This window comes from Nocardia sp. Tas62D01, assembly GCF_055232035.1.
Genome location: NZ_JBUYUZ010000001.1, coordinates 1,177,556 through 1,194,964 on the forward strand (window position 1 = coordinate 1,177,556; position 17,409 = coordinate 1,194,964).

The following is a 17,409-nucleotide window of genomic DNA, read 5'->3' on the forward strand; positions in this document are numbered from 1 at the left end:
ACACCGGTTCCATTCCACGCTACCCCTCCATCGATGTCTACCGAGCCGTCATCGACGGCGGAATTAGTTCCAGCACAAAGCTTTCGGAGTGGTTGGCATCGCACCCACGCGACGATCTCACGTTCTGGAAGCCCTGACCCCACCGCGGCACAGTGGCGCACCGCGACATCCGAGCACCACAGCCATGCATGGACGAACACGGAGCACGCACGTGGATAGTTCAGAGAAGCGTGCCTGACCTGCCCGATGTTCGTCACGACCGCCGAGTTCCTGCCGCAGCACCGCGAGCACCGCCAGCAGGTGCTGCAAATCATCACTGCCGCCGAAGCTCGTGGCCAGCAGCGCTTGGCAGAGATGAACCATCAGGTCCTCGGCAATCTCGACAAGATCATCATCACCCTCGAAAACGACACCGACACAGAGGAATCGGAGAATGCGGGCTGACAACAGCCATCACATCGTCGCTGCGGCGCGCCACCGGCACGAATTCACCCGCGCCAAAGCCATCGCCTCGCTGCACGAGTTGCATCGCGCCGGGGCGAGGATCACCTTCGAGTCGGTGGCCCGTGCGGCGGGCGTCTCGCGCTCCTGGCTCTACGCCCAAACAGACCTCGAGGACGAGATTCGGCGTTTGCGTGCCCTCAACCAGCCCGAACGCACCACCCCCGTCCCATTCCGGCAGCGGATTGCCGACGCATCGCTCATCAACAGGTTGGAAGCGTCGCACAAGCGCAACCGGGAACTCGCCGAGGAGAACAACGCTCTGCGCCGCCAACTGTCCCAGGCCCTCGGACAGCTTCACGCAGCTTCCAACCACCGCGACCCGGGCAACAGCGCGCCGATGAGGTCCTGACGACGGCGCTAGGACGAGCGCGGAACGCCCCATAATGCCGATGCGCGGATGCCCATTCGCCACATACACCGGCGCTATTCGCGCGAGCGCACCGGTGCTGCCCTGATCCGACGGAACCCGGCTGTCCGGTCAGGTCTCCGGTGATCACTTTGTTGTACCGGTAATGTGCGAGTTCGCATGTAGCGCAGTATCGTCGGGCGCGGTGCGCAATAGTGGCCGCTCGATTGCTGTCGTTTATCAGAGCAGCAAGAGGCAGTCTCCCCCTGATGAAGTAGTGGAACTCGGTTGTTCCGAGGGCCCGAAAGGTTAGGAAAACAATGTTCCGTTATGCCCTGATCAAGACGAGTCGCGTCCTTGTGGTGAGTGCCCTGCCGTTGGCTGCGGCCGTCGTATTCGCGGGCGCGTCTTCCGCCTACGCGGGTCAGGCTGCTGCGGCGGCTCCGGCGGCACCGGTTGTTGCCCAGCCGATCGCCGGGCTCCCACTGGAGGATGTCACCACCAATCCCGACGCGCAGTACCCCGATCCAGTGCTGAACGGCGCGGCTGCGGGCGCTGCGATCGGCTCCGCCACCGGTTCCTTCATCGATCCCGTGCCCACCCTTCTCGGCGCCGTGATCGGCGGGATCATCGGCTCGGTCAACCCGGGCGTCATCCCCCAGGTGCTGCCCTGATCCCCTAGGGCACAACCCTTTTCGTCGAGTCCGAGCAGCTCGCGCTGCTCGGACTCGACTCGTTCACCGACCCTGCACTCACGTTGTGGTGCGGATAGACACCGTGTTCCGCTCGCACTAACGGTGAACCGGCTGTCTTCGTGGTCACTCGATGTGGTGGAACGGTCTTGGGGAGGACTCGCGGGCCGCAACGTAATCAGCTATCCAACAGAGGTTCCAAGGCCCTGGCGTCCACATGCTGGCAATAGTCGGCAAGAGTGAGCTCTCATGCCGCGTATCGCGCGCCCAACTCATCCCAGGTGCGCAAACATTATTTGGGCTAGCGTCCCCCAGGAAATCGCTGGTCAGAGCCTGTCCCATCGGCGAGCGCCAGGATTGCGGCTGCGACGGCCGTGGGGCTGTTGACCGGTGTGAGATGGCCTGCACCGGGGATCACGGTCGGTACACCGGCGCCGATCTGTTCGGCGGTCAGGTTCGGGGCGTTGCTGCTGAAGGCGGAGTCCTCGGCGCCGAATACCACCGATTTCGGTACCGGGATCGTCGCCAGTTCGGCGAGCCGGGCCGGGGGAAGGCCGGGAACGCCGAGGTCGATCATCGCCCACAGCGCGGACTCGGCACCTGGAACCTGGAGGGGACGGCGCCATTGGTCGATGCCGGATGCATCGAGCTTCGGGCAGCCCGGACCGCATGCTCTCCGATATACGGTCTCGACGAGGGTGTCCGAGCGCACGGCCAGTCGCAGCAGTGTCGTCCGGTAGGGCTCGATGAGCAGCTGTGTCAACGGCGTCCGTGCGCCGGCGCCGGTGGCCAGACCATCGCCGTCCAGGAACATCAGGCCACCGACTGCCTGTGGTGTCCGCAGGGTAGCCGCCGCCGCGATCGCCGCTCCGCTGGAGTGCCCGATCACGATCGGGCGCTCGAGGTGCAGAGCCTGGATGAACTCCAGCAACTGGCTGGTCTGATGGTCGAGGTCGAACGGTGCGGCCCTGTGGGTGTAGCCGAAACCGTCGAGGTCCAAGGCGTAGACCCGGTGTCCTGCGGCGGCAAGCCGCGGAGCCAGATACTGCCAGGTATCTGCCGATTCGATAAAGCCGTGGACCAGCACGATCGGCGTTCCGTTATCCCCCCACTGCCGGTAGCGGGTAGAGATGTCGCCGGTCTGCACGTAGGTCGAGCCGATCGGTGGGGCCGCGCGATTCGGCGTCGCCGCGTTGTAACCGAGCGAGAACACCGTTGCGGCGACGATCAAAGCCGCGATCACCACTGCGGTCCGCCACAGCCACCGCCGGGCACGGCCGCGGGCCGTAGCGGTAGCCGCGCCTGCCGGACCGACCTCGGACTCGGTCGAGTCGGGCTGATCGAGAGTCATTCCGGGGCGTTACCTTCCTGGTGCAGAGAGTGTTCGCCTGCGACCTCCACCGGATGGGCGGAATCTGTTGCAGTCTAGGTGCACCGCCTCGTATCGCTCGGCGGTACGGGCCCGCAGTTGGGCGTACGTGCCGTCGAGGCCGGGCACCAGGGCAGCGCCGCCGGCCCGGCGTCTGCCGCTGGTGCGGGTTGTCAGGGTGCGGCGGGATCGCTTGTGGTGGTGGATGATTCGATGAGGCAGGCACAGCGCGCAGTCAGGCCGGTCACGCGCGGCTACCGCGTGTTCACCGCCGCCGCATTGCCGGCCGGCGATTCCTTTCGGTGCCTGCCGAGGTCTACCTGGTCGATAGACGTGGCACACCGAGAAAGAGAGCTGATTACCGTGAGCATTCCCGCCACCATGCGCGCCCTGCAGCAGACTTCGCTGGAGGGTCCGCAGGACATGCGTTTGATCACCGACGCGCCGGTGCCGAGCCCCGGCCGGGGCGAGGTCCTGATCCGGGTCGCCGCCGCCGGGGTCAACTTCGCCGACATCTCGAAGGCCTACGGCACGTTCTCGGGCGGCCCGCGACCACCGTACCTGGCGGGTTTAGAGGCCGCAGGCGAGGTCGTTGCGGCGGGTGCGGGGGTGACCGGCCCGCGGCCGGGGATGCTCGTCATCGGCGTGGGCGACGGCGCGTTCGCCGAGTACCTGGTCGTTCCCGCGGCCGCGGCGGTGCCGGTGCCGCCGGGCTGGACCGCACAGCAGGCACTGGGCCTGGTCGTGAACTGGCCCACCGCGCTGGCCGCACTCAAGCCGCTGGGCGGCATTGCCGCCGGGCAGACCGTGCTGATCCACGCGGCGGCGGGCGGGACCGGACAGGCGGCGGTGAGAATGGCCAAGCACTACGGCGCGACGGTCATCGCCACCGCCTCTCCGGGCAAGCACGAGACGGTGCGGGAACTCGGCGCCGACCACGTCCTGGACTCCCGCGATGGCGACCTCGCCGCCGAGGTGCTGCGGCTGACCGGTGGCAGCGGTGCCGACCTGGTGCTCGAGTCCGCGGGTGGCGCCACCTTCGCCGCGAGCCTGGCCGCGGCCAGGCCGGTCACCGGCCGGGTCGTCGTCTACGGTATGGCGGGCGGGGAAGCCGCGATCACCAACTGGGAGCTGGTGTACCGGCACCAGGTCCACCTCATCGGCCTCAATATCGGCGTGCTGATCCAGGCCACACCCCAGATCTTCGGCGAACTCATGGGCGAGCTGTTCGCCCTCATCGCCGCGGGCGTCCTCGCCCCCGGCCGGACCACCGCGTACGAACTGGCCGATGGCCCGAAAGCGCTCGCGGAACTGGAAGCCAGGGCCACCGTCGGCAAACTTGCCCTGCTGCCCTGACCGCCCGGATGCCCGCTGACCTGCGGTTCGATTCCTTCGGACCGGCATCCCGGTCGTTATGGGCGACGGTCCCGACCGACGGGACCGGCTCGGACAAGGAGCAGCGTATGGCAAGCAAGCGATCAGCCGCGGCAGTGCAGCCGGACGAGCGGCTGCGGCCTACACTCGCCGCATGACGGCGCGCCTGCGGGAGGCGGCGAACCAGGACCGGTTCACCGCCGAAACCGAGCGGTTCCGCCGGGAGCTCTTGGCGCACTGTTACCGCCTGGTCGGCTCGGCGCACGACGCCGAGGACCTGGTGCAGGAAACGTATCTGCGGGCATGGCGCTCCTACGCGGGTTTCGAGGGCCGCGCGTCGATTCGGACCTGGCTCTACAAGATCGCCACCAACGTCTGCCTGACGGCGTTGGAGCCGTGCCGGATCCGGGTGCTGCCGTCGGGCCTGACCGGTCCGTGCGACGGACCCGATCGCCCGCCGAGTCACGTTGCGCCGGGCGAGGTCTCGTGGCTGGAACCGTTGCCGGACAGATGGATCGCCCCGGCCGCCGACGATCCGGCCGTGGCGGTGATCGCGCGCGAGTCGCTGCGGATGGCTCTCATCGCGAGCCTGCAGCACCTGCCCGCCCGCCAGCGCGCGATCCTCATCCTGCGCGAGGTGCTGGCGTTCTCCGCGGCCGAAACCGCGGAGATCCTCGGCACCACCACGGCGGCGGTCAAGAGCGGTCTGCAGCGTGCCCGCGCCCGGCTGGAGGAACTGGAGCCGAAGTCCGAGGAACTGCTCGAACCGACCGACCAGCGGGCGCGTGCGCTGCTCGACGGCTACATCGCGGCCTTCGAGCGCTCCGACGCAGGCCTGCTGGAACACGTGCTGCGTGCGGACGCCACGCTGGAGTCGACGCCATTCCGCGAATGGCAAGCGGGCCGACGCAACTGCATCCAGATGCTCGACGCGTACGTGCTGGTCAGGCCGGGCGACTGGCGGATGCGCGCGACGACCGCCAACGGCCAGCCCGCCGCCGTCGTGTACCACCGGGATACGGACGGCGCGCTCCGGGCGAGCGGCATCGTGGTGCTGGCACCGACCGCCACCGGTGTCTCCCGCGTGATCGCGTTCCACGATCCGGCGTTGGTCGCGCTATTCGGCTTCCCGGACCTGCTCGCGGACTGACCGGCTCGCGGCGGAGTGTGGCGTGGGGGCGCAGGCGGGGTCGGAGCCGCGCCATGGTCGCCGTCGCGCACCCGGACCCGCGTATCTTTGTCGAGCATCGACATCAATCGCCTGGGAGCGTGAAGACCCAGCTCGCCGGTCGCCCCGCGCTCAGGTCACCTGTCGCCAACACTGTCGACGATGAGTTTCTCGAGAACTGCCGGAAGGTGTCTGTCCCGGACTGGTCGACACCGAATGGAACAACGGCATCAACCGGAACCACCCCTGAGCGATGCCGGTCGCTGACGTCGCTCGGGCCATGTGGACAGCCCACCGCCATGGTGAGCTGCTCTGCGTTCCGGGCATCGACGACCCGTCCGTCATCGACCGTTGGGTGAACGAGGAACCGAGCCTGCTGCAACACGGCAACCATGCCCAATTGGCACCGCGCTATCAGCGGCAATAGTGACTCGACCCGGCAACAACCCGGTCGCGCGGTTGCTCGGAGCAGCCCGACCCTGCGGTCCACGCCGCGTGACCGTTGCGGGTTCGGTCCCCCCGGCACCGCCACGTCGGTCAGCCAGAGTCTCGGAGTCACCGGGTTCGGCGGCGCGCCATCCAGCTCGTGAGGCGTGCCGCCATTAACTCTCGTGGGGTTGCGGCGGCGGCGATGGCCTGCATTGCCGCGATAATGATGCGCTGTCGACGCGTGTGGGCGGAATGTGGCCGTGGTGGGCGCAGAGTGCCGTTTGTCGGCTAGCCGTGCGGGCGCTTGGGCGGGTTGAGTCAAATGGGTCAGTATGGCTAGTGCTGATGTCGACGCGGAATCGGGTGGGGCGGTGCAGGTGATGGGGGTCTGGTCGCGGTGTTCGACGGACCTCAGTGTTTGTTGGGTGATGGTGAGGTCCCCGATCAGCGGGTGGTGCAGCTGGTAGTGGGCGGTCGCGCATGCCTGGACCCGGTGGCCGTTCCACAGTTCGCCGATCAACGCGGCCAGCAACGGACCGCAACCGCCCGACCGCATCCCTGGCCTTCGCCGGCCAGTCCTCGTACAGATCCCGAGTATGAGCGTCGAGGAAGACCAGTCGGGCGGTGTTCGGACGCCGGCCCGGGTCTGCCGGACTGGTCGGGTCGAGATGTCCGGCGAACAACGCGTGCCCGGTGCGGTTCCAGCCCAGCACGTCGCTGCGGCGGCCGAGCACGATGACCGGGGTGTCGCCGAAGGCGTCGATCGCGGCGCAGACCCGGCACCCGGCGACCCTCGTCGAGCATCGACAACCCGACGTCAATGGGTTGCAGCTGTGCGCGACGCGCTTGCAGGAATGCTTCCAGCTGCGGCTTTGTGTTCATGAATCCGAGTATGGGCCGGTTGCGTCGCGGCTGCCTGCCACTGTCGGTGTCAGGCAGCGCCGCGCAGAGGGTTCACAGCGGGCGGGTGGCGGTGATACCTCCGTCGACGTAGACGGTGGTGCCGTGATCATGCGTGCCTGGTCGGAGACCAGGAACGCGACGGCATGGGCGATGTCCTCGGGGCGACCGGGACACCGGCTGGGGTGGTGACGGTCATCCGCTCGATGACCGGACGGCCCTTCTGCTCAGCGCATCGGATGCCGACCATCTCCGGGATCTGCTGTCACACTTCGCGGCCAACCACGGAACCCGCGCTCGCCATGGCGAGCGGACCGGTATCCGCGTAAGGCTACCGTTCGGTCGATAACCCCCCGAGGAAGAGCGTGATCGCGTCGTCGATGAGCGCCTCGCCCTGAGGCGTCGTGATCCGTCGAGACGCGACGAGCGCTGAGATGCCCTGAACGGTCGCCGACAGCAGCAGTGTCAGTCGGCCGACGTCGCGTGCGTCATATGCGCCTGCGTCGACGCCCGCGCTCATGATGTCGGTCATGGTGGCGAACAGGCGCTCCGCAGCGCTGTGAACCGTTTCCGACGGGCCGTCCACTTTCGCCGCGAACATGAGATCGAGCAGTGCCGACTCCCGCAAGGCGAACCTCACGTACGCCGAGCTGGCCGCATGAAGGGCACGTGCATAGTTTTCGGGCGCGTGCGAAGCCGCCTCGCGAATCTCGTCGGCGAGCCGAATGAAGCCTCGCTCCGCCAACGCGTCGAGCAGCGCGCTCCGATCGATGAAATGACTACGAGGGGCTCCATGACTGACACCCGCCTCACGCGCCAGTTCCCGCAGGGATAGCGCGTCGAGCCCACGCTCACGAAGCACCGCCTCCGCCTGATCGAGCAGCACTGCACGGAGGTTGCCATGGTGGCGAGGCCGGTCGGACACGGTGCAATCGTACCTGAAAGTAGACGTTGCCTATTTACTAGGCGACGTCTAGTCTATAACTAGACAGTGTCTAGTCTGGGTGCGCGGCTCGGGTGATCCGATGACGCGGCCCAGCGATCACAGAGAGGAAAGACCCGGAGATGACAGATCAGAACATCGCACTGTGGCTGCCGAAGCGAGGCGCACGCTTCGAGGTGCGGCCCGCCCCCTACACGCCCCCGGCAACGAATGAGGTCGTCGTTCGAGTGCGGGCGATCGCCGTGAACCCCGTCGACGGCCTACCGGGCTACCTGTCTCGCCTGATCCTGCCCTGGGTGAGGTTCCCGGCCGTCGTGGGCTCGGACGTCGCAGGCGAGGTCGTCGAGGTCGGCACTGGCGTGACGCGGCTGCAACCGGGCGATCGCGTCCTCGGGCACGCGTTCGGCATCGCGAAGTCGCAGAACCGCGCAGCGGAGGGCGCTTTCCAGCACTACGTCGTACTCATGCAGCATATGGTCTCCCCCATCCCCGGCTCGCTGTCCTTCGAGCGGGCGGCTGTGCTGCCGCTGGCGCTTTCGACCGCGGCGACCGGCATGTTTCAGCAGGACCACCTCGGGCTGGCAATGCCCACCGCCGACCCGGTCGATCGGTCGGAGACGGTGCTGGTGTGGGGCGGTTCGACCAGCGTCGGGAGCAACGCGATCCAGCTCGCCCGCAACGCCGGCTACCGGGTCGTGGCGACCGCGTCACCGCGCAACTTCGACTACGTCCGATCGCTGGGCGCAGCCGAGGCGGTCGACCGCCGTAGCCGGACCGCCGTCGATCAGATCGTGGACCGGATCGGCGACAGCCCGCTCGCTGGCACGCTCGCGATCGGAACCGGGTCGCTGCCACCGGCCATCGCGATCGCATCCCGGACCACGGGCAGCAAGCGCGTCGCGGCGGCGCTGCCCGAACTGCTCACGCGCATCCGGTCCCGGCGGGCACGGCGACTCGGGGTGCAGCTGAGCGCGATCTGGGGCGGCGCCCTGAAGGACAACGAGGTCGGACCGGCGATCTACGTCGACTTCCTCCCGACCGCGCTCGCCGCCGGAGCCTACCGGGCCGCTCCGGACGCGACCATCGTCGGCGACGGACTCGACCGCATCCCCGACGCGCTGCAGCAGCTCCGCGACGGCGTCTCCGCGAACAAGCTCGTCGTCACCATCTGAGCCAGCGCAGCGACTCCGACCGCCCCACCCTGTTCGGAAGCGCCGTCGTAACCCGAGGACCGCATCACCGGCCTGTACCGGTACAGGCCACGACAGCAGCATCGGCACCGCCGGATTGCCTGCGGCGAGCGCGAGTGTCCGGCTGTCTACAGCGGTAACCCCCGGATCGCGTACAACTATGCGATCGGCGACGTCGCAGAGTCGAGATATCCGACGCTCGCTGAGCCAGTCGGCGAACACGAGCAGGTCGGCGAACCAGTAGTTGAATGTGCCGACGCTGACGCGCACCGGGGCGGTGACCGTTCGGCCCTCCCGGATATGGGTGGTCCAGCGCCGCCAGGAAGAACGTCTTGAATGTGGCGGTGAACTCCGCCGGGTAGCGGGTCCACCGCAGCGGCGTGACGTTGATGTGGGTGTCGGGGTGTGCCGGTTTGACATGCCAGACGTCGTCGCCGAACTGAGACAGGGCCGCGAGGTCGGTTCCGGCGCGCACCGTGCGGCTTGCGCGGCCTCGTTTCCGCGTGCATACCAGAGCAATTCGAGGAAGAACCAACGAATGAGCTGCTCCTCCGCGATCGGTTCGCGCTCCTGCCGACCCGGGGTTCCGGTAGTAACGGCGCAAAAAACAACGAATATGGCGTAGTCCCTGGTCGGAGCGTCTGCGGGAGTTCCCGGAGATCAGCCGTGAGGAGTTGTTTCGGTTCTTCACTTTGACCCCATGCGGCAGCACGTCCAGCAGATGCCCGCCCCGGTCGTCGCCGACGCTCTCGGCTATCACCACGTCACGACCACGAAGCTCGCCGCTGAGGCCGCAACCACCTGGAGCCGCTACGTCACCGCACCCCGGTTCCAATCACCGGTCGGTTGGAAACCATTGACAACCCGCGATACCTCTGTATCTGTCAAGCTGTGTCAGCGTGATGGCTGGATTCGGTTGGTCCGGTGCGTCGTTCGTCCCGAGTCATCGTTCGCCAGCACAGGTCGGCCAAGCGGCGTTTGAGACAGCGCTTCGCCTCTTTCGGGGTCTTGCCTTCGGCGGTCTTCTTGTCGTAGTAGGCACGGCCGGCGGTTCCGCGCATCCGGATCTGGATCATCGCGATGGTGTGCAGCGCGGAATTGAGTTCTCGGTCGCCGTAGCGGGACAGGCGGTGACGAGTCGAATCGGCACTGGCGATCTCGACCGGTGCGGTGCCGGTGTAGTTCGCGAAGGCGGCCTCAGTCGGGAATCTGCCGACTCGTCCGGTGCGTCCGATGACCCGGGCGGCGAGCACCGGTCCGACGCCGGGTATTTCGCGCAGTGTGGTGCCATGCTGATCGAGGAGGTCACTCATCGCTGCGGCGTTCTCGGCCAGCTGAGTGTCGTAACGTTTGATATCGGCGACCAGGTCCTTGGCCAACGACTTCCGGACTCGGTCGGTGCCACTAATCGGGCGCAGACCACGCAGAACGGTTGTGGCCTTGGTGGCGGTCAGGTCGGTGGGGACCCCGCCCGGCAGCAGTTCGCGGAGCAGTGCGTGCAATTGGTTGACCGACCGAGTTCTGTTCTCGGACAGGGTTTTCCGTCGCTCATCGAGTAAGGCGAGGGAGTCGGCGTGCGTTTCCGCGTGGCTAATTCACGCTTTGCGTGTGCCCCGCCTCGGGCGTTTACAAGATCATCACAGGTACGACGTGTCATTCACCAGACGCACCGACGATCCCCCGTCAGGATAGAACTCGGCGATCGACAGCGACGCCAGATCCAGATGGAGGCGATACAGCAGCGACGGGCCGACACCGAGTGCGAGCTGGAGCAGCGTCTTGATCGGGGTCACATGGCTGACCACCACCAGGTTCGCCCCCGGATACAGCGCCACCAGATCGCGCCGCGCCACCTCCACCCGTTCGCGCACCTGATCGAAGCTCTCGCCGCCCGGCGCGGGCACCGACGGGTCACCGAGCCAGCCTGCATGCAACTGCGGATCGCGTTGCGCCGCTTCCTGAAACGTCAGACCTTCCCAATCGCCGAAGTCGGTCTCGATGAGACCGTCGATAACGTGCACGGGGACACCCAGCGCGGCAGCCGCGGCCTCGGCGGTCTCACGAGCGCGACCCAGCGGGGAGGTAACCACAGCGGCGACATTGCCCTTGGCGGCAAGCATCTTCGCGACCCGCGCCGCCTGCTCCCGGCCGAGTTCGGTGAGGGGCGGGTTGCCGCGGCCCGAATAACGGCGCTGCACGGAGAGTTCGGTTTGACCGTGACGCAGCAGGAGGAAGCGGGTCGGGCGGCCGGTGGCACCGGTCCAGCCGGGGGCGGTGGATTGGGCAGGTGCTGTGGTGCGTTCCGTCGCTTGCGCCTGCCTGACCTCATCGACCCAACTCGGCAGGCCCTGTTCGATGCCGACAGCGGAACGTGGCTGATCGACTGGGTGATCCAGCGCCGGGCCTTCGGAATTCAGCTCGCCGCCGCGCGCGTTCAGCTGCTCGCCGCGCGCATTCGGCACCGCGCGCCGCGAATTCGACCCTGCACTGGGCGTATTCGGCTCCCCGCTGGGAGTATTGGGTACGCCACTTGCGTGGCTTCCGGCTGTTTCCCCGCCGCTCGGCATATTCCGGTCGGCACTCGCGGCAGCGGGCAGATGCCCGGCGTCGAGCGCGGTACGCACCTCCCCGACCAGCGGGGCGTCATCCATCGCTTCGTTGGCCAGCCGATCGGCGTAGGAGTTCTCGGCGCGCGGAATCCAGGTGAAGCTCACGCGGTCGAAACCGGCGACCAGCCTGCGCGCCCGATCTGCCAGCGGAATCATGGCCGCGTGCTTGACCTTCCAGTTCCCCGACATCTGCTCGACCACCAGCTTGGAATCCATCCGCACCGACACCACGCGCGCACCGAGTTCCGCGGCCGCCTCCAAACCGGCAATGAGCCCGCGGTATTCGGCGACATTGTTGGTGGCGACACCGATGTACTCGCGGCGTTCGGCGAGCACACGGGCATGGTCGGCATCGAAAACGACCGCGCCGTAACCCGCCGGACCCGGGTTGCCCCGGGAACCACCGTCCGCTTCGACGATCACCTCGAGCTGGGCCATCATTCCCCTTGCTGTACTCGACCTGCCACCGTCACGATCCGCACCCGCGCCGTAACGCGGCCGGAACGTTAGAGACCCGACTCCTTGGTGCGGACCAGCACCGCACCGCACTCCGGGCAGCGCACGATCGCGTCGGGCGCGGCCTTCGCGATCCGCGCGATCTCACCGCGGTCCAGCTCGATCCGACACGCACCACACCGGCGCGCCTGCAGCAGCGCCGCGCCGACGCCGTTCTGGGTGCGCTGACGGTCGTAGATGCTCAACAGCTCGGCCGGGAACGACCCGACCAGCCCCGCCCGGTCCCCGTCGCAACGCCCTTGCGCCACATCGAGATCCGCGAGCGCCTCGTCCCGCTTGCGCTGCGCATCCGCCAGATCCTGCTCGGTCTTGTCCAGCCGGGCGCCAGCGTGCTCATAGTCGGCGGCGGATGCCTCGCGGCGCTCCATCACCTCCAACAACTCGTCCTCCAGCACCGAACGACGCCGCTCCAAGCTGCCCAATTCGTGCTGCAACTCCGAAAGCTGCTTAGCGCCCACCGAACCCGCGGTCAGCATGCCCCGGTCGCGTTCCTCCCGCTTCCGGACCGCCTCGACCTCACCCTCCAGCTTGCGAATATCGCGGTCGAGGTCGTCCAGCATGATTTCCACAGCCACCGCGGCATCCTTGTGCCCGTTACGCTCCGCCTCCAGCCGCGCCACCTCCTGCTGCTCGGGCAGCACGGTGCGCCGATGCGCAATCCGCGTCAGTTCTGCGTCGACAGCGGCGAGCTGAAGCAGCTTGGCCTGGATCGGGGGTTCGACATTCAACGCGGACAAACTCCTGGACGCTATGGACGCTATGGACGCTATGGACGGATGGAGCACCCGCACGCCCTCACGGACGGCGAATACCAGTGCTCAACCGTACCCCGGTTTACCTGCCGGATCAGTTCGAGGCCACGTCAGCGGGCGCTGGAGTCCCCCGAACCGACCACCTCCCGTCATCCAGCAGGTCAACGCAGCGACCCCGCGCCCAAGGTGACGGCGGGATTTCCGACGCCCACATAAGCGGAGAAGATCTACCCAGCCTTTACACGCCGGACGACAACAAACCCAAGCCACCAGACCAGGGCATAGAGGAATGGCCCGTCAAGCCGCCCGGCGGCAAGGACCAGGACACCTCCAAGCCCGGCGACCAGCCGAAATCCGGAGACCCGAACACCCAGAACCCGAATAGCTCGGACAACAACTCGCAGAGCATGAATCCCGCGAGCACACTCACATCCACCACCCCCATGAGCACACCGACCAACCCGGCCGGCACCCCAACGGCACCGGCCTCCCGGACAAGCTCCAAGAGCTTCCTGGAGGACCCCGTCGGCCGTCCCGGCTCACCGGGCGGAATCCCAGGTGGGGCGACGCCCAGCCCCGGTAAGAGCGTCCCCGGCAATCCGGCGGGCCGGCCCGGCGGCGCGGGTGGAGCCGGTAACCGCGGCAGCAAGGCCGCCGCCGGTCGTGCGGGCATGCCCGGCATGAGCGCGCCCGGCAGCCGTGGCAAAGGCAACGAGAACGAGCACGGGTCCCCGGACTATCTGATCCAGCATCTGGCTCGACTACCCCAACGACGGCCGCTACCTCCTCTACAACCACTTCACCATCGCCCCCGGCCCGCCCGACGAACTCATGCGCCAACTCCAAGGCCGCATCGACGCAGTCAACCGCGTCCGAACCCACACCTGGTAGGCAGCAGGAGCCCCTGCGGCAGTGGGCAATTCGCCCACCCAAGGCGCACTAGTGTCCGATCGGGCGGGTTTTGATGGCGTCGCGGGAGATGAATACGTCGTACTCACCGGGTGTCGCGATCACCGCATTGCCGTAGGCGGAGCGCACGAAAGGCTGTGTCCACCAACGACCTTTGCGCATGTCGTTGAAGAAGTCCTTGTCGTCACCATTGACGAAGATCTGGTTCTGGGTGGTCGCGACACCATCGAGGCGCTGACCGTACAGCCGTGTCACCTTGTACCCGGAGTGGAAGCCGAGCGCATTCACCCACGGCTCGAGCTCGACGATATTGGCCTGCAACACCCACAGGTCCCCCTCGACCTGATACTTGTCGTGCTTCTCACCGTGGTCTTTGTCGCCGTACAGCGTGATATCCACATCGAGCCGATGCTCCTGTCCCGCAACCGGACTCACTGCGACGTGCGCCGCCTTGATCTCCCCGCTCAACCCCAGATACGTCTGAATCAGCGTCGCCACCCATAGCAACACCACCGCCACCACCAGCAACCCGAGCCCACCCGCACCCCGCCCGAGCAACACCCGCAACCCGACCCGGCGCACCCTGACCAACGCCGAAATCAACAGCGCCACTGCGAAAAGGATCAGCAGCATCAGCCCGATCTGCACGATCCCGATGTTCACCGGGTAGTTCATGTGGTGGTTATACCCGTTCCATGCCTTTCAATTCCGACGAACCGGGCGACACACCAGCCAGTCATCGCGACACGCGTCGAGCTACCGAGTCGGCCGGCGATAGGCGTACGCGCGGCGCGCCAACGAAGTTCACCGCTCAGCCACGCTGACCAAAGTGCTGCTGTACGGCTTTTCGGCCGGGATCCCGAAAATACTGGATCCCGGTGGGGATGCTGCATCGTGGGTGCGTTCAACCAATCGACGATGCTGGTACGCGGTCGGTCGACGGCCAACTCGACGCGAGTCGTCATCTACGCGCACCCGAAGTTCGCGAGCGCGGCCGAGCGGCTGCGGCGACCGACGGTAGCCGGATAGGGCCGGCCGGGTCACCCGGCGGTGGCGCTCACTGTCCACGGGTCGGTGCGCAAGGACGACACGCGAGTCTCGAGTTCCGGATGGCTGGTTCGGACGAGGGACTCCGCTTGGGCGCACCAAGGGAATTCGGTGGCCCAGTGGGCGGCGTCGACCAGTGCCGGTCCGCCTCGGCGCAGGTGTTCGTCGACCGGGTGGTGGCGCAGGTCGGAGGTGACGTAGGCGTCGACGCCGAGGCGGGCCGCCGTGTTCAGATAGGAGTCGCCTGAGCCGCCGCAGACTGCGACGGTGTGGATCATCCGGTCGGGGTCGCCTGCCGCGCGGACACCCCACGTTGTCACGGGGAGCGCCGCGGCCACCCGAGAGGTGAAGGTGCGCAATGACTCCGGCTCCGGCAACGTGCCGACCCGACCGAGGCCGAGGCCGGATGGCACTGCCGCGCGCTCGGTGATGTGGTAGGCGGGGTCCTCGTACGGATGCGTGGCGCGCAATGCCGCGAGAATGGCGGCGCGGGCGGCGGGCGGTGCGATGACCTCGATGCGGTCTTCCTCGACCTGCTGCAGTTCGCCCACCGAGCCGATCGCCGGATTCGCTCCCGTCACCGGGCGGAACTGGCCGATTCCCGGCACGCGCAGCGCGCAGTCGCGGTAGGAGTCGCTGCCACCGGCACCGGCCGCGAACAACGCCGCCAGTACCGCATCGGTGTGCGAGCGCGGCACCTGCACCACCCAGTTATCCACGGCAGGTTGTGATTTCGCATCCAGCGGTCCGGTGACCATGAGCCCCAAAGCCGCAGCAAGCGCATCGGAAACACCGGGATCTGCGGAGTCGGCATTGGTGTGCGCACTGAACAACGCGCAACCCGAACGAATCAGCCTGTGCAGCAACGCACCTTTCGGGGTATCGGCCGCCACGGTATCGACACCACGCAAGAGCAGCGGATGGTGCACCACCAAAGCCTGTGCCCGCCAATCGATCGCCTCATCGACGACAGCAGCGGTTGCGTCGACCGCGAATAGCACACGGGTGACCTCATCGGCAGGATCCCCACACACCAACCCCACCGAATCCCATGATTCAGCCAGCTTCGGCGGATAAGCCGCATCCAGCACCTCGATGAGATCCGCCAGCGTAGTCACCATCGACCTTCCTCCGCTTCGCTCATGTCACCACCACTTTCGTCCCGCGCCGCAACCGCTTCCAGCTGCCCAACTCCCGGGCTGCCGGGCTGCCGGGCTGCCGATGCCGCCGTCGACTATTGGATGGGCCAGCCGCGCGTGGCTCCGCGCCACGGGCCACCGCGCCGCTTGGTGTCGTGCGACCGCCGGGATCGCTCTGGGTCGTCGTCCCGGCGAGCCGCAATTGTCCCGGTCGCAATCCGCTACCTGCCGCGGCCGACTTCACAATCCCGCCGCACGAATTCCGGCGACCAACCGATCGACCTCAGCCGCGCCGCGCACCGCGACACGTAGATGATTCGGTCCGAGGCCAGGAAAGGTGTCGGCGCGACGGACCGCAATCCCCTTGTCCGCCAGATGCTTTCGCAGCAGCTCCCCATCCGGGACACGCAGCAACAGGAACGGACCGCTGGCAGGCGTGTGGACCTGTACACCAAGGGCAGCCAGCCGTTCGATCATCGACTCTCGCTCTGCCGCAATCACTTGCGCACGTTCCTGCGCCTCGGCGACCGCATCCGATTCCGCGGTGGCGGCGATCGCTTCCAACTGCAAGCTGCCCAACGGCCAGTGCTGACGGCCGTGATTCAGCCGGGCCAGCAGTTCAGGTGCGCCGAGGAAGTACCCGCAACGCAGACCCGCCAACGCCCACGTCTTGGTGAGGCTGCGGAGCACCAGAACATCGGGTGAAGCAAACCCGGCCAACGATTCCGGCTCTCCCGGCACCGCGTCGGCGAATGCCTCATCGACCACGATGACTCGGCCAGGTCGACGCAAGGCGAGGATCGCTTCAGCGGGATGCAGCACCGACGTCGGATTCGTCGGATTGCCGAGCACCACCAGATCGGCGGCGGCGGGGACCAACTGGTCCGCAACATCCGGCGAACCCTGGTCCGCAACATCCGACATCTCCAGGCCAACAGCAACCGGCACCAGCCGGCCCGCAGCACCGGGCAACTCCCCGCAAGCAACGTCCGGAGCCATCCGGCCAACGGCGTCCCGTGCCACCCGGCCGACGGCATCCGGGACGACCCCCTCATGGGCATCGAGCGCGATTAGGCCGACCGCGTCCGGCACGTCCCCGCCGACGACATCGGAGGCGGGTGCCGAGGTCAGTGTGTAGGGCGGACCCAGCAGCACCCGGTGCACCGGGATACCCGCCTCGCGCAGCGCCAACTCGGGTTCGGTGAACGATGGATGGATCACCGCGGCCAACCGGGGTGCGAGGCGGGGCAGCATGGCGAAACCCTCGGCCGCACCGGCCAGGAGTAGCACCGCGTCCGGGGACCGTCCGTGGCGCGCCGCGATCGCGGATCGGGCCGCGAGGTCCTCGGCGGCGCTCGGATACCGGCCGAGTGAGTCCAGGCGTGCGGCCAAGCGCAGGCGCAGCCAGTCCGGCGGCGCGCTGCCCTGCACGTTCACCGCGAAATCGAGCATTCCGGGGCATGCGTCCACGTCACCGTGGTGGCGCAGTTTCGCGTGATCGACGCTGTCCTCGGGCACGAGA

Annotated in this window: 16 protein-coding genes and 1 pseudogene; 7 read left to right on the forward strand and 10 right to left on the reverse strand. The window is 67.4% G+C overall.

Features of this window, described 5'->3' with window-relative positions:
* The first annotated feature begins 246 nt into the window (after positions 1–246).
* The 3 genes from ACV7NQ_RS05840 (at position 247) to ACV7NQ_RS05850 (ending at position 1,524) form a co-directional block, all read left to right on the forward strand.
* The gene (locus ACV7NQ_RS05840; protein WP_463358675.1) at positions 247–444 is read left to right on the forward strand and encodes a hypothetical protein; all 198 of its coding nucleotides are present in this window, start codon (positions 247–249) and stop codon (positions 442–444) included.
* A complete protein-coding gene (locus tag ACV7NQ_RS05845) occupies positions 434–853 on the forward strand; it encodes a DUF6262 family protein (protein ID WP_463358676.1) in 420 nt (139 codons plus the stop codon). Before ACV7NQ_RS05840 ends, ACV7NQ_RS05845 begins: the two co-directional genes overlap by 11 nt.
* 317 nt (positions 854–1,170) lie before the next feature.
* Complete coding sequence (locus ACV7NQ_RS05850) at positions 1,171–1,524, forward strand: hypothetical protein (RefSeq protein ID WP_463358677.1); 354 nt, start codon at positions 1,171–1,173, stop codon at positions 1,522–1,524.
* A gap of 319 nt (positions 1,525–1,843) precedes the next feature.
* Here ACV7NQ_RS05850 and ACV7NQ_RS05855 read toward each other — a convergent pair whose 3' ends face one another.
* Positions 1,844–2,893: an alpha/beta fold hydrolase gene (locus tag ACV7NQ_RS05855; RefSeq protein ID WP_463358678.1), complete on the reverse strand. Its 1,050-nt coding sequence runs from the start codon at positions 2,891–2,893 to the stop codon at positions 1,844–1,846.
* Positions 2,894–3,274: 381 nt separating this feature from the next.
* On the opposite strand from ACV7NQ_RS05855, the gene ACV7NQ_RS05860 reads away from it, so the two are divergent.
* On the forward strand, positions 3,275–4,267 hold the full coding sequence (locus ACV7NQ_RS05860; protein WP_463358679.1) for a zinc-binding dehydrogenase: 993 nt from the start codon (positions 3,275–3,277) through the stop codon (positions 4,265–4,267).
* Between the two features lie 172 nt (positions 4,268–4,439).
* Positions 4,440–5,435, forward strand: a complete 996-nt coding sequence (locus ACV7NQ_RS05865) for an RNA polymerase subunit sigma-70 (RefSeq protein WP_463358680.1) — start codon at positions 4,440–4,442, stop codon at positions 5,433–5,435.
* 103 nt (positions 5,436–5,538) lie between these two features.
* On the opposite strand, the gene ACV7NQ_RS05870 is transcribed toward ACV7NQ_RS05865, so the two are convergent.
* On the reverse strand, positions 5,539–6,438 hold the full coding sequence (locus ACV7NQ_RS05870) for an MmyB family transcriptional regulator (RefSeq protein ID WP_463358681.1): 900 nt from the start codon (positions 6,436–6,438) through the stop codon (positions 5,539–5,541).
* Between the two features lie 22 nt (positions 6,439–6,460).
* Positions 6,461–6,616: pseudogene (locus tag ACV7NQ_RS05875) on the reverse strand (MmyB family transcriptional regulator); the annotation flags it as partial.
* Here ACV7NQ_RS05875 and ACV7NQ_RS05880 point away from each other — a divergent pair.
* Positions 6,576–6,974 carry a hypothetical protein gene (locus ACV7NQ_RS05880; RefSeq protein ID WP_463366096.1) on the forward strand — a complete coding sequence of 133 codons (399 nt, stop codon included), beginning with the start codon at positions 6,576–6,578 and terminating at the stop codon, positions 6,972–6,974. The pseudogene ACV7NQ_RS05875 and the gene ACV7NQ_RS05880 overlap by 41 nt on opposite strands.
* Before the next feature lie 139 nt (positions 6,975–7,113).
* On the opposite strand, the gene ACV7NQ_RS05885 is transcribed toward ACV7NQ_RS05880, so the two are convergent.
* Entirely contained in the window at positions 7,114–7,668 is a 555-nt protein-coding gene (locus tag ACV7NQ_RS05885) for a TetR/AcrR family transcriptional regulator (protein ID WP_463358682.1), read from the reverse strand.
* Between the two features lie 179 nt (positions 7,669–7,847).
* On the opposite strand from ACV7NQ_RS05885, the gene ACV7NQ_RS05890 reads away from it, so the two are divergent.
* The gene (locus tag ACV7NQ_RS05890) at positions 7,848–8,897 is read left to right on the forward strand and encodes a zinc-binding alcohol dehydrogenase family protein (protein ID WP_463358683.1); all 1,050 of its coding nucleotides are present in this window, start codon (positions 7,848–7,850) and stop codon (positions 8,895–8,897) included.
* Positions 8,898–9,799: 902 nt separating this feature from the next.
* On the opposite strand, the gene ACV7NQ_RS05895 is transcribed toward ACV7NQ_RS05890, so the two are convergent.
* The 6 genes from ACV7NQ_RS05895 to ACV7NQ_RS05920 all read right to left on the reverse strand — a co-directional run bounded on the left by ACV7NQ_RS05895 (position 9,800) and on the right by ACV7NQ_RS05920 (position 17,405).
* Positions 9,800–10,417, reverse strand: coding sequence for a transposase (locus tag ACV7NQ_RS05895; protein WP_463358684.1), 618 nt, complete (start codon positions 10,415–10,417; stop codon positions 9,800–9,802).
* Between the two features lie 135 nt (positions 10,418–10,552).
* Positions 10,553–11,965, reverse strand: coding sequence for a bifunctional RNase H/acid phosphatase (locus ACV7NQ_RS05900; protein WP_463358685.1), 1,413 nt, complete (start codon positions 11,963–11,965; stop codon positions 10,553–10,555).
* Positions 11,966–12,030: 65 nt separating this feature from the next.
* Positions 12,031–12,768, reverse strand: coding sequence for a zinc ribbon domain-containing protein (locus tag ACV7NQ_RS05905; RefSeq protein WP_463365553.1), 738 nt, complete (start codon positions 12,766–12,768; stop codon positions 12,031–12,033).
* 963 nt (positions 12,769–13,731) lie between these two features.
* A complete protein-coding gene (locus ACV7NQ_RS05910) occupies positions 13,732–14,376 on the reverse strand; it encodes a hypothetical protein (protein ID WP_463358686.1) in 645 nt (214 codons plus the stop codon).
* Between the two features lie 365 nt (positions 14,377–14,741).
* A complete protein-coding gene (locus ACV7NQ_RS05915; RefSeq protein ID WP_463358687.1) occupies positions 14,742–15,869 on the reverse strand; it encodes a Nif3-like dinuclear metal center hexameric protein in 1,128 nt (375 codons plus the stop codon).
* A gap of 258 nt (positions 15,870–16,127) precedes the next feature.
* Positions 16,128–17,405 carry an aminotransferase class I/II-fold pyridoxal phosphate-dependent enzyme gene (locus tag ACV7NQ_RS05920; RefSeq protein ID WP_463358688.1) on the reverse strand — a complete coding sequence of 426 codons (1,278 nt, stop codon included), beginning with the start codon at positions 17,403–17,405 and terminating at the stop codon, positions 16,128–16,130.
* Positions 17,406–17,409 lie beyond the last annotated feature (4 nt).

What these genes read in the sequence shown, in the direction of transcription:
- ACV7NQ_RS05840 (WP_463358675.1), top strand. Translation starts at nt 247, where the DNA reads ATGTTCGTCACGACCGCCGAGTTCCTGCCGCAGCACCGCGAGCACCGC.
- ACV7NQ_RS05910 (WP_463358686.1), bottom strand. Translation starts at nt 14,376, where the DNA reads ATGAACTACCCGGTGAACATCGGGATCGTGCAGATCGGGCTGATGCTG.
- ACV7NQ_RS05900 (WP_463358685.1), bottom strand. Translation starts at nt 11,965, where the DNA reads ATGATGGCCCAGCTCGAGGTGATCGTCGAAGCGGACGGTGGTTCCCGG.
- ACV7NQ_RS05855 (WP_463358678.1), bottom strand. Translation starts at nt 2,893, where the DNA reads ATGACTCTCGATCAGCCCGACTCGACCGAGTCCGAGGTCGGTCCGGCA.
- ACV7NQ_RS05870 (WP_463358681.1), bottom strand. Translation starts at nt 6,438, where the DNA reads ATGCGGTCGGGCGGTTGCGGTCCGTTGCTGGCCGCGTTGATCGGCGAA.
- ACV7NQ_RS05865 (WP_463358680.1), top strand. Translation starts at nt 4,440, where the DNA reads ATGACGGCGCGCCTGCGGGAGGCGGCGAACCAGGACCGGTTCACCGCC.
- ACV7NQ_RS05915 (WP_463358687.1), bottom strand. Translation starts at nt 15,869, where the DNA reads ATGGTGACTACGCTGGCGGATCTCATCGAGGTGCTGGATGCGGCTTAT.
- ACV7NQ_RS05845 (WP_463358676.1), top strand. Translation starts at nt 434, where the DNA reads ATGCGGGCTGACAACAGCCATCACATCGTCGCTGCGGCGCGCCACCGG.
- ACV7NQ_RS05890 (WP_463358683.1), top strand. Translation starts at nt 7,848, where the DNA reads ATGACAGATCAGAACATCGCACTGTGGCTGCCGAAGCGAGGCGCACGC.
- ACV7NQ_RS05850 (WP_463358677.1), top strand. Translation starts at nt 1,171, where the DNA reads ATGTTCCGTTATGCCCTGATCAAGACGAGTCGCGTCCTTGTGGTGAGT.